Here is a 10,540-nt window from a genome sequence, read left to right on the forward strand (position 1 = left end):
ACTCGTGGTTCGTCGGCTACCGGGGGGACATGGCGTTCGCGACACTGCAGGTCAAGGGCGGCAGTTCCGACAACGCCGTCGCCGTGACCAACCGGCCGCACCACCTCCGCGCCACCGGCAACCCCCCGGCGCACCCCGTGCGGGTGGGGAATGCCCGTAACGTGGCCCTACACCCAGCCGGCATACGCACCGCCCCCCCCGTGGTCCCGCCCATCCCCTGGGGCGGGGGGGGGGGGGGTGTGGGGCGCCCCCGCGCCGCGCGGGCACGGGTGAGGTGGAAGCGGGCATGCTGTGAGGGTGGAGATTCCGATGTTCCCGCTGGGCGCGGTGTTGCTGCCCGGCGAACCGTTGTCGTTGCAGATTTTCGAGCCGCGCTACGTCGCGCTGGTGGAGGACTGTCTGAACGGGCGGCGGGAACCGGAATTCGGGGTGGTGCTCATCGCCCGTGGGCACGAGGTGGGCGGCGGTGATGTGCGCACCGATGTGGGCGTGGTCGCGCGCATCACCGACGTGGTGGAGCTGTCCGGCTCACGGTTCCGGCTGCGGTGCGTCGGCGGCGCGCGGATCCGGGTCGAGGAGTGGCTCACCGACTCCCCCTACCCGCGGGCGCGGGTGCGGGAGTGGCCGGACGAGGACGGCGCCGACGACGGCGAACTCCTCGCCGACCTGCGCAAACGCGCCGACCGCCTGCACACCCTCACCGAACGGCTGGCCCGCCGCGCCGGCATCCGCCAGCCACCACCGTCGGCCCCGCTCGACGACCTGGCCGACGACCCCGTCATCCGCTCCTACGAACTCGCCGCCCGCCTCCCCATCGGCCCCACCGACCGCCAGGCCGCCCTCTCGGCCCCCGACCCCTACACCCGCCTGGAAACCCTCGTCACCGCCGTCGACGACGCCATCGCCATGATGGAATTCCGCCTGCAGTGACTTCGTAGACGCGCCGCCGAGTTCGGGCGACGAACACCTCGCACGGACTTCGAACCGGATGGGGGTGGGATCCGTTGAACCGGTAGTGAGCGTGCCGGGGTCGGCGGCTCGCCCGAGTGGATCGGAGTCCAGGATGAGCAGCGCGTGGGAGATCGATCGGCGGACGGTGATGGTCGGGGCGGGGGTGTTGGCGGCGGCCGCGACGGTGACCGCCTGCGGCGGGAAGGACGGGTCCTCGGCGGGGGCGCAGGCGCCGGTCGACGGGCCACCGGGTGCGCTCGCGCGGACCGCCGACGTGCCGGTCGGCGGCGGGGTCATCGCCGGGGACACAGTGATCACCCAGCCGAGCGCCGGGACGTTCGTCGGGCTGTCCTCGACCTGCACGCACGCGGGCTGCCGGGTCGGCAATGTCTCCGACGGCACCATCAACTGCCCGTGCCACGGCAGCCGCTTCGGGCTCGACGGCAGCGTCCGCGGCGGTCCGGCGAGCGAGCCGCTGCCGTCGAAACCCATACGGGTGGAAGGTGATTCGATCGTGCCGGCGTGATCAGCCCGCGTTCATCATCTCGTCCATGCGCCGCTGCATCTCCTCCTCCGAGACGTCCTCGATGTGGGTGGCCACGGTCCAGCGGTGGCCCCACGGGTCCTCGAAGGCGCCGCTGCGGTCGCCGTAGAACTGGTCGGTCATGGGCGTGATCTCGGTGGCGCCCGCCGCGATGGCCGCGTTGAACGCGCCGTCGGCGTCGGGGACGTAGACCATCAGGTTCACCGGGGATCCGCCGACCGCCTTCGGGTCGAGGAAGCCGATCTCGGGAACGGGGTCGCCGACCATGAGAACAGAGTCGCCGACCAGTAGCTCGCTGTGCACGATGGTGTCGCCGGGGCCCGGCATCTTCATGCGTACCGTGGCGCCGAAGATCGCGGTGTAGAAGTCGATCGCGGCCGCGGCGCCCGCGCACGAGATACCGGGACAGATGCGCGGGTAACCAGCGGGAAAGGGAGAAACATCGGACATCGGATACCTCCGTGTCGAGGTTGATGCTCGGACCGTTCCGAGCCTATTCCCCTCACCCGGCGGGGGAAAGGCCGTAGCCCGCGCGGTCTTCCGACCGGCCGGAAAGACTGGTAGAACTTGTTCCAGTTTATTGTCTGATCCGGAGGGCCGGAATATGCGGTACGGGCTCGTGCTGTTCACCAGTGACCGGGGCATCACGCCCGCCGACGCCGCGCTGGCAGCGGAGAACGCGGGATTCGACGCGTTCTACGTCCCCGAGCACACCCACATCCCGGTGGTGCGCGCGGCCGCGCATCCCCAGACCGGCGACTCCTCGCTGCCCGACGACCGCTACCTGCGCACCCTCGACCCCTGGGTCGCGCTGGCCACGGCCGCCGCGGTGACCGAGCGCATCACGCTGTCGACGGCGGTGGCGCTGCCCGCCGAGCATCATCCGATCACCCTGGCCAAGACCATCGCCTCGCTCGATCATCTCTCCGGCGGCCGGGTCGAGCTGGGTGTCGGATTCGGCTGGAACACCGACGAACTCGCCCACCACGGCGTCCCACCCAAGAAGCGGCGGACCGTGCTGCGCGAGAACCTCGACGCCATGCGCGCGCTCTGGTCGCAGGAGGAAGCCGAATTCGAGGGCGAATTCGTGCGTTTCGGCCCGAGCTGGTCCTGGCCCAAGCCGATCAGCCCGACCATCCCGGTCCTGCTCGGCGCGGGTGGCACCGAGAAGACCTTCGGCTGGCTGGCCGCGCACGCCGACGGCTGGATCACCACACCGACCGAAGGCGAGCTGGGCGAGAAGATCGCGCTGCTGCACCGGGTCTGGCGTGAGGCGGGTCGCGAGGGCACGCCGCGGGTGATCGCGCTCGCCGGACGGCACGACGCCGATCAGCTGGCCCGCTGGGCGGAGCTGGGCGTCACCGAGACGGTGTTCGGCCTGCCCGACCGCTCGGCCGAGGAGGTCCGCGGCTACATCGCCCATCTGGGCGGCAAACTGGCTCCCGCCGCGGTCTGACCCGCCACGCCGCTCAGGCGCGCAGCTTACGCACCTGGGCGGCGGTGAGGTCGGCCAGCACGCCGGGGTCGACGACCTCGGGTGCGGTGACCACGATCTGGACCAGGGTGTTGCCGACCTGGACCAGCGCCGTCGCCGAGGTCAGGGTCAGGCCCTCGCTGGCGGCCGTGAGGGTGAAGGCCGAGCTGGCGTCGCCCGCCTTCGGCTGGTCGAGCGGGGCGGTGCGGTAGTCGATGCGCACGCCCTGGTCCTCGCCGGTGTAGGAGACGCAGCGGCGGGGCTGATCCTGCAGCGCGTCGAACGCGCCGGACAGCGAGGCGTCCGGGTAGCTCGCGGCGTCGATGTCGATCGTCGCGAAGCTCGGTCCGGCGAACTGGACGGAGGCGGCCGCCGAGGAACCCGGCCGCTGGGTGGCGATCGGCGACAGCAGGCGCGCGCAGTCCGGTGGATCGGTCGGCGCCACCGGCGGCACCGCCGGGTCGGTGGTCTCACCGCGCGGCGGCACCACACTGAAGTCACCGGGCAGGTCGGCCGCCGCGAGCAGGCCCGCCGACAAGCGCGCGGGATCACCCACCACGGCGCCCGTGCCGGGGGCCGCGGTGACGGTGGGCCCGAACGGCGTCGGGCACGATCCGGTGGCGCCGCAGTCGTCCTCGTCGGAGCCACACGCGACCACCCCGGCCAGCACCGCGCACGCCGAGAGGGCCGCGCCTGCGCGCAGCAAGGTCGAACGCATCATTCGGTCCAGGAGAGGCGGGTCGCCTGCGTTTGCACCAGGGTGCTCTCGCTGCGCGCGTCGCGGTAGGTCTGCTGACCACCGACCTCGATCGCGCCCGAGACCGGCAGGGGCAGGCCCAGATCGACGGTGATGGTGCCGGTGCCCTCCATGACGTAGCCGGCGATCTCGAGGGCGCCCGCGTCGTTGGGCAGCGTCCACACGTTCTCGGTGGGGGTCTGGCTCACGTGCAGATCGATGGTGAGCCGGTCGCCCTCGCGGCTGGTGAGGGTGGCGGTGGTGACCTGGTCGAGGGTGACCCCGCCGGTGATCTCCTGGTGCACCGTCCACACCGCGCCGACGCCGACGGGCTCGTCGGGGAACGCGATCGAGCGGTACACGGCCTGGTAGAAGGCCTGCTCCAGGGCCGCGCGCGCGGTATTGGGGGTCTCGGGAGACGGGGCGAGGCGCAGCTCGGTGATGGCGCCGAGGTCGCTCATCTCCAGGCCGGCGTGGGAGCCGTCGGCCGAGGTGAACGCCTTGTTCAACGCCGGGTCAGGCGTGGTGACGGTGCCGACGGTCAGGTCGACGCCGTCGTCACCCGCGGTGGCGGTCATCGGGATGGTCAGCGCGGCGGGCGAGAAGTCGCGCGCGGGCTGATCGTTGACCTGCTGCTGGATGCGGTAGTCCGTGCGCAGCGTCACCTCCTGGGTGACGCCGGGGACATACCGCGAGCGCAGCATCTCGCGGGGCTCCTCGCCCGGCGACACCAGCGTGGTGACGGCTGCCGAGATCGGCACCGTCACTTCCTTGCCGATGCCGAGCGGCTCGGTGCCCTCCGTGTCGACCGGCGACGGCGACCGATCGGCGCACCCGGCGCCGAAGGTCGCGAACCCGAGCACGAGCGCCACGACCAACACCCCGGGGCGCGCGATGCGGGGTAAGCGAGAACTAGACAACACCGTCACAGCCATCAGCGTACGACCGCTTCCTGAGTAACAGCTGGGACTCCCGGCACCGCGACGAAGGCCCGATCGCCATTAGGGAATGATGGACGCGTGAGTGAAGACCGGCCCATCGACAACGCTGCCGTCCCCGAGACCGGCGACGAGGCGACCGCACCGGCGACCGAGCCCGCCGAGACCGCCGAACCCGCAGGTCGGCGCCGATTGACGACGCTGCTGGCGATCGCGGCCGTGCTGTTCGGACTCGACCTGCTGACCAAATGCCTCGCCGTGGCGCTGATCGATCCCGGCGAATCGGTGCCGATCATCGGCGATTTCGCGCGGTTCACCCTGGTGCGCAATCCGGGCGCGGCGTTCTCGATGGCCACCGGCATGACCTGGCTGCTGACCCTCATCGCCGCGGCGGTGGTGATCGGCGTCATCCGGATCGGGCGCACGCTGCGCTCGCTGTGGTGGGCGATCGGCCTCGGCATGGTGCTCGGCGGCGCGCTGGGCAACCTGGTCGACCGGATCTTCCGTTACCCCGGCCCACTACAGGGCCATGTCGTCGATTTCGTGGCCATCGGGTGGTGGCCGGTGTTCAACGTCGCCGACTCGGCGATCGTGTGCGGGGCGATTCTGCTGGTCGCGCTCACCGTGTTCGGTTTCGAGCCGGACGGCACCCGCAGCGGCCGCAAACACACCCGGGAGGAAACCGCGTGAGGGAGACCAGGACGATGCCCGTCCCCGACGGGCTGGACGGGATGCGCGTGGACGCGGGCCTGTCCCGGCTGCTCGGGTTGTCGCGCACGGCGGTGGCCGCGCTGGCCGAGGAGGGCTCGGTGCAGCTCGACGGTGTCGCCGCGGGCAAGTCCGACCGGCTGACGGCCGGCGCCTGGCTGGAAGTGGTGTTCCCCGAACCGAAGCGGGAGCTGGTCGTGGAGGCCACCCCGGTGGAGGGGATGAAGATCCTCTACGCCGACGACGACATCGTCGCGGTGGACAAGCCGATCGGCGTCGCCGCGCACACCGGCGTCGGCTGGACCGGGCCGACCGTGGTGGGCGGGCTGGCCGCGATGGGCTACCGCATCTCCACCTCCGGCGCGCACGAACGCCAGGGCATCGTGCACCGCCTCGACGTGGGCACGTCCGGCGTGATGGTGGTGGCGCAGTCCGAACACGCGTACACGATGCTCAAGCGCGCCTTCAAGCAACGCACGGTCGACAAGCAATACCATGCCCTCGTGCAGGGACATCCCGATCCGAGCAGCGGCACGATCGACGCGCCGATCGGGCGGGCGCGCGGCAACGACTGGAAGTTCGCGGTCACCGGCGACGGCAGACCCAGCGTCACCCACTACGACACGATCGAGGCGTTCCAGGCCGCGAGCCTGCTCGACGTGCACCTCGAGACCGGCCGCACCCATCAGATCCGCGTGCACTTCTCCGCGATCCGCCACCCCTGCGCCGGCGACCTGACCTACGGCGCCGACCCGACCCTGGCCAAGCGGCTCGGGCTGGAGCGGCAGTGGCTGCACGCGCGCCAGCTCGGTTTCCACCACCCCGCCGACGGGCGCTGGCTCGAGATCACCAGCGAGTACCCGGCCGACCTGGCGGGCGCACTGGACGTCCTGCGCAATGCCTGAGGACCCGCGGTCGTCCCCGCCCGCACCGGATCCGGTGCCGGACGATCGCGGGCCCCTCCCCGACCCCGATATCGTGACCACTCCCGAGGATTCACCGCCCGAGCGCGATCACCGGCTCCGGACCGCCCTGCTGCTCGCCGGCGCGGTCGTGCTGGCCGTGGTGGTCGTTGTTCTCGGGATCGTGAATCCGCGCCCGTCCTCGGGGATCACCACCGATCGGCTCGGTCCCGCGCAGGGCGAGCGGGTCGACGACTACCTGACCGCGGCACGCGCCTCCCTCGACGGCGCCGACACCGACGCGCACTGGGCGCTGGTCTCGTTCACCGACTACCTGACCCCGCCCCAGATCCCGGCCGCCGCCGCCGGATTGCGGATCTCCGGGGTGATCCAGCACGTCCCGATCGATCGGGTGCAGACACCGGTGATCACGGTGGCGACCCCGGCGGGCGACGAACCGGCGGTGGCGTCGGCCGACGCGGCGGCGGGATTGCTCGCCGCCCAGCGCTTCCGTGATCAGCGCGCCGCCGAGATCGCCAGGGTCACCGAAGCCAGGTTGCGCGCGGGCTGCGCCTGCACCGCCGGCCTGGTGGTTCGCGGCACTCTGCCCGAATTGCGTGACCTGGCAACACGACCCGGCGTCCGCTCGGTCCAGGCACTGCCCGCCGACGCGATCGCGGGCCGATTCGCGGTGGCACCACTGCTCCCGGAAACCACCGACGTGGTGACGCCCATCCCCGACGACGGGCCGGTCCCCGCGGAGTAGGGACGCGGCCCGGCCGAGCACTCACGCCGCGACGGCGGCGTGCCCGATCGTGATGTCGCCGTACATGTTCCGTGCGTGCACCCGCACGGTGTCGTCGCCCGTGACGGCGGCCGCGGCGAAATCGTTGCGAACCGTGCCGTAGGCGGCGAAGGTCTCCACCTGGACGGCGCTGCCGGGACGCACGCCGACCGACAGCGCGCCCATCGAGGTCTCCACCTGGACCACCCCGCGCACCGCTTCACCGATGGTGACGTCGCCCTTGGCGGTCTTCGCGGTGACCGAACCACGAGGCTGCTCGACGACGATATCGCCCGCGGCCACGTCGAGGTCGCAGTCGCCGAGTTCGCCGATGCCGACCAAGCGGCCGAGCGCGGTCGTGGCCTTCAGCTGTGAACCGGCCGGGGCCAGGACGCTCACCTCGATCGAGTACCTGCCGCTCAACACACCGGTGAACCACTTCTCCTCGGGCGCACGCACCGTGAGCACACCCGCGGCGAAATCGACCTGCATCCGCTCGGCGGCGCGTACATCGTTCTTGCTGGACGGATCGGACGGACGGATCTCGACGACGGTGTCGGTGCGGTCGCCGGCGGTGACGACGACATCACCGCACGGCACGTCGACGATGACGGTGATCGGATCCGGGGTCTGGAAAGTGGGCATGGCTGTGCTCCTCGGGGAGATGCGATGGGGGAAGGCCGGTCCGCTCGACTGGCGAGCTCGTCCCGGCTACGACTCCAACTATATGTAGAAGTATACGTATATGCAAGCGGTGGCCTGGATCCACTCTTCGTTCGCAGGTGACAGGGGGTTTTCGGGCCGCCGCGCCCGAGGCGACGCGGCGGTCCGAGGCGGTCAGTCGGGCAGGGTCACCACGCCATCGAGATAGCGGCGGCAACGGCCGAGCAGCAGGACGCGATCGCCGGCGAGTTCGGTGCGCAGGGCACCACCGCGACGGGAGAGCTGCCGCGCGGACAACGTGGTGCGCCCGAGCTCGCGGCGCCACAGCGGCACCAGCTGGGCATGGGCCGAGCCGGTGACGGGATCCTCCGGGACACCGACGCCGGGAGCGAAGAATCGGGAGACGAAGTCGGCGGTGTCACCGGTGGCGGTCAGGACCACCCCGCGGGGCAAGGCGGGAAATGCACCGAGATCCGGTGCGGCGGAACGGACTTCGCTCTCGGAGCCGACGACGATCACTTCGTCCTGACCGGTGTAGGCGCGGATCGGGGTCACGCCGAGCGCGGCCACCAGGACGGGGTCGGGGTCCACCAGGACCGAGGCGAGGGCGGGCAGGTCGAGGACGTACTCGTCGTCGTCGGTGCGGTCGACGTGCAGCCAACCCGAGCGGGTGTAGAAACTCACCCGGTCGTGACCGGGATGCAGGTCCTCGATGATCTGGGCGGCCGAGGCCAGCGTGGCGTGGCCGCACATGTCGACCTCCACCGCGGGGGTGAACCAGCGCAGGTGGAAGGCCGGCCATTCACCGGGCGGTCCGCCGGCCTCGGGGGGTAACTCGGAGGTGTAGAACGCGGTCTCGGCGAGGTTGTTCTCCTCGGCCAGTTGTTGCAGCAGCGCATCCGGCAGCCACGTGGACAGCGGCATGACCGCGGCCGGGTTGCCCGAGAACGGTGCGTCGGCGAACGCGTCGATCTGGTGCAGCAGTACCTCCATAGTGCGCAAAGGTACTCCAAGACCGAATGTTCGTCGGGCACAAGGGTTCTCGAGGCAACCCGGCCCTGGTCAGCGCGGCCTCACGCGCCCTGCGCGCCGACCGCGGGAACGAACTTGCCGGTGTTGCCGCTCATCCGCGCCTGCACCCACCACGCCAGCTCCACCAGCACGATGCCGACCACGCCGCAGACGAACGCCGCCAGCGTCAGGCGCGGGTTGGACGGGTCGAGCTTGAAGAACTCGCGCGTGAACGGAATGGTGAACAGCGCGATGTAGGCGAGCACCGACACCGCGATCAACACCACCTTCCACCACACGTACGGCCGGGCGACCAGCGCGAGTACCCACACCGCGATCATGATCAGAGTGATCAGCGCCGTCGTGCCCGCCTGCACCTTCTGCGTCTCGGAGGCCTCCGGCCCGGCGTAGGCGATGAGGTAGGCGACGAAGGTGGCCACCCCGATCACCACACCCGACGGCACCGCCAGCCGCATGACCCGGCCGACGAATCCGGTGCGGGCCCGCTCGTTGTTCGGCGCCAGCGACAGGATGAACGCCGGGATGCCGATGGTGAACCAGGCCGCGATGGTGACGTGGCGGGGCAGGAACGGATAGCCGATCGGGTCGTAGCCGAAGATCTGCGAGCCGACCCCGGCCAGGCCGACCAGGAACGCCAGCAGCACCGAGTACACGGTCTTGGTGAGGAACAGATTCGAGACCCGCTCGATGTTGCCGATCACCCGGCGGCCCTCCCCCACCACATACGGCAGGGTGGCGAACTTGTTGTCCAGCAACACGATCTGGGCCACCGCGCGGGTCGCGGGGCTGCCCGCGCCCATCGCGACGCCGATGTCGGCGTCCTTGAGGGCCAGCACGTCGTTGACGCCGTCGCCGGTCATGGCGACGGTGTGCCCGCGCGATTGCAGGGCGCCGACCATGGCGCGCTTCTGGTCGGGGCGGACCCGGCCGAAGGTGGTGTCGGAGTCCAGGACGTCGGCGAGTTCGTCGCGGTCCTCGGGCAGGGTGCGCGCGTCGACCGGATGGTCACCGCCGGGCAGGTCCAGCGAGGACGCGACGGCGCCGACCGAGACGGCGTTGTCACCGGAGATCACCTTGATCGAGACCTGCTGGCTGGCGAAGTACTCGAGCGTGCCCTTGGCGTCGGGACGCACCTTCTGCTCGAGCACGACGAGCGCGGCCGGTTCCACCACACCGGGAGCGTCGGCGGCGTCCACCGGACGGTCACCGCGCGCCAGCAGCAGCACGCGCAGGCCCGAGGACCCGAGTTCTTCGGCCCGCGCGGCATCGGCCGAGGCGGGATCGAGCAGCACGTCGGGCGCGCCGAGCAGCCAATCACCGTGCGCGCCATAGGAGATGCCGCTCCACTTCTTGGCCGAGGAGAACGGCGCGATGGCGGTCTGCGACCACCCCGGCGTGTCCGGCAGCGCTTCGGCGATGGCCTGCACACTGGCGTTCGGGCGGGGATCGTCGCCCGCGAGCGCGGCCAGGACCTGCCGGACCTGCGCCTCCTCGAACGCGCCGAGCGGCTCGATCTGCGCCAGGCGCATGCCGTTCTCGGTGAGCGTGCCGGTCTTGTCGGCGCACACCACGTCGACGCGGGCCAGGCCCTCGATCGCAGGCAGTTCCTGGACCAGGCAGTTGCGCTTGCCCAGCCGTACCACGCCGACCGCGAACGCGATGGAGGTCATCAGGACCAGGCCCTCGGGCACCATCGGTACCAGCGCGGGGGCCCAGCCGGGGGCGGGCGGGCGGCCCGCCACGCCCCCGGGGGCCCCCAGGGTGTTTTTTCTAATCGCGCCCGCCGGCAGGACCAAGATTGTGTTTTA

Annotated in this window: 12 protein-coding genes; 6 read left to right on the forward strand and 6 right to left on the reverse strand. The window is 71.1% G+C overall.

Annotated features, from left to right (window positions below):
• The first annotated feature begins 309 nt into the window (after nucleotides 1-309).
• Nucleotides 310-930 carry an LON peptidase substrate-binding domain-containing protein gene (locus QH270_RS00455; protein ID WP_280338369.1) on the forward strand — a complete coding sequence of 207 codons (621 nt, stop codon included), beginning with the start codon at nucleotides 310-312 and terminating at the stop codon, nucleotides 928-930.
• A gap of 133 nt (nucleotides 931-1,063) precedes the next feature.
• Nucleotides 1,064-1,477, forward strand: coding sequence for a ubiquinol-cytochrome c reductase iron-sulfur subunit (locus QH270_RS00460; protein ID WP_280338361.1), 414 nt, complete (start codon nucleotides 1,064-1,066; stop codon nucleotides 1,475-1,477).
• Here QH270_RS00460 and QH270_RS00465 read toward each other — a convergent pair whose 3' ends face one another.
• On the reverse strand, nucleotides 1,478-1,945 hold the full coding sequence (locus tag QH270_RS00465; RefSeq protein WP_280338362.1) for a VOC family protein: 468 nt from the start codon (nucleotides 1,943-1,945) through the stop codon (nucleotides 1,478-1,480).
• A gap of 154 nt (nucleotides 1,946-2,099) precedes the next feature.
• Here QH270_RS00465 and QH270_RS00470 point away from each other — a divergent pair, with 154 nt between their 5' ends.
• The gene (locus QH270_RS00470) at nucleotides 2,100-2,951 is read left to right on the forward strand and encodes an LLM class F420-dependent oxidoreductase (protein WP_280338363.1); all 852 of its coding nucleotides are present in this window, start codon (nucleotides 2,100-2,102) and stop codon (nucleotides 2,949-2,951) included.
• Between the two features lie 13 nt (nucleotides 2,952-2,964).
• On the opposite strand, the gene QH270_RS00475 is transcribed toward QH270_RS00470, so the two are convergent.
• Both QH270_RS00475 and QH270_RS00480 read right to left on the reverse strand, forming a co-directional pair.
• Nucleotides 2,965-3,690, reverse strand: coding sequence for a hypothetical protein (locus tag QH270_RS00475; protein ID WP_280338364.1), 726 nt, complete (start codon nucleotides 3,688-3,690; stop codon nucleotides 2,965-2,967).
• Nucleotides 3,687-4,577 carry a hypothetical protein gene (locus tag QH270_RS00480; protein WP_280338365.1) on the reverse strand — a complete coding sequence of 297 codons (891 nt, stop codon included), beginning with the start codon at nucleotides 4,575-4,577 and terminating at the stop codon, nucleotides 3,687-3,689. The genes QH270_RS00475 and QH270_RS00480 overlap by 4 nt, the downstream gene beginning before the upstream one ends.
• A 147-nt stretch (nucleotides 4,578-4,724) precedes the next feature.
• Here QH270_RS00480 and lspA point away from each other — a divergent pair, with 147 nt between their 5' ends.
• From lspA to QH270_RS00495, 3 genes are all read left to right on the forward strand, one after another.
• On the forward strand, nucleotides 4,725-5,333 hold the full coding sequence (gene lspA / locus QH270_RS00485) for a signal peptidase II (RefSeq protein ID WP_280307542.1): 609 nt from the start codon (nucleotides 4,725-4,727) through the stop codon (nucleotides 5,331-5,333).
• Nucleotides 5,330-6,256, forward strand: coding sequence for an RluA family pseudouridine synthase (locus QH270_RS00490; RefSeq protein ID WP_110040745.1), 927 nt, complete (start codon nucleotides 5,330-5,332; stop codon nucleotides 6,254-6,256). Before lspA ends, QH270_RS00490 begins: the two co-directional genes overlap by 4 nt.
• Nucleotides 6,257-6,329: 73 nt before the next feature.
• Entirely contained in the window at nucleotides 6,330-7,019 is a 690-nt protein-coding gene (locus tag QH270_RS00495) for a hypothetical protein (protein WP_280338366.1), read from the forward strand.
• A gap of 21 nt (nucleotides 7,020-7,040) precedes the next feature.
• Here QH270_RS00495 and QH270_RS00500 read toward each other — a convergent pair whose 3' ends face one another.
• The 3 genes from QH270_RS00500 to QH270_RS00510 all read right to left on the reverse strand — a co-directional run bounded on the left by QH270_RS00500 (nucleotide 7,041) and on the right by QH270_RS00510 (nucleotide 10,426).
• Nucleotides 7,041-7,682: a hypothetical protein gene (locus tag QH270_RS00500; RefSeq protein WP_280338367.1), complete on the reverse strand. Its 642-nt coding sequence runs from the start codon at nucleotides 7,680-7,682 to the stop codon at nucleotides 7,041-7,043.
• Between the two features lie 192 nt (nucleotides 7,683-7,874).
• Nucleotides 7,875-8,693, reverse strand: coding sequence for a PhzF family phenazine biosynthesis protein (locus QH270_RS00505; RefSeq protein WP_280338368.1), 819 nt, complete (start codon nucleotides 8,691-8,693; stop codon nucleotides 7,875-7,877).
• Nucleotides 8,694-8,773: 80 nt separating this feature from the next.
• On the reverse strand, nucleotides 8,774-10,426 hold the full coding sequence (locus QH270_RS00510) for an HAD-IC family P-type ATPase (protein WP_432420266.1): 1,653 nt from the start codon (nucleotides 10,424-10,426) through the stop codon (nucleotides 8,774-8,776).
• Nucleotides 10,427-10,540: the final 114 nt, after the last annotated feature.

Origin of the sequence: Nocardia neocaledoniensis (genome assembly GCF_029868625.1) — a bacterium.
In the GTDB taxonomy this organism is placed as follows: Bacteria; Actinomycetota; Actinomycetes; order Mycobacteriales; family Mycobacteriaceae; genus Nocardia; species Nocardia neocaledoniensis_A.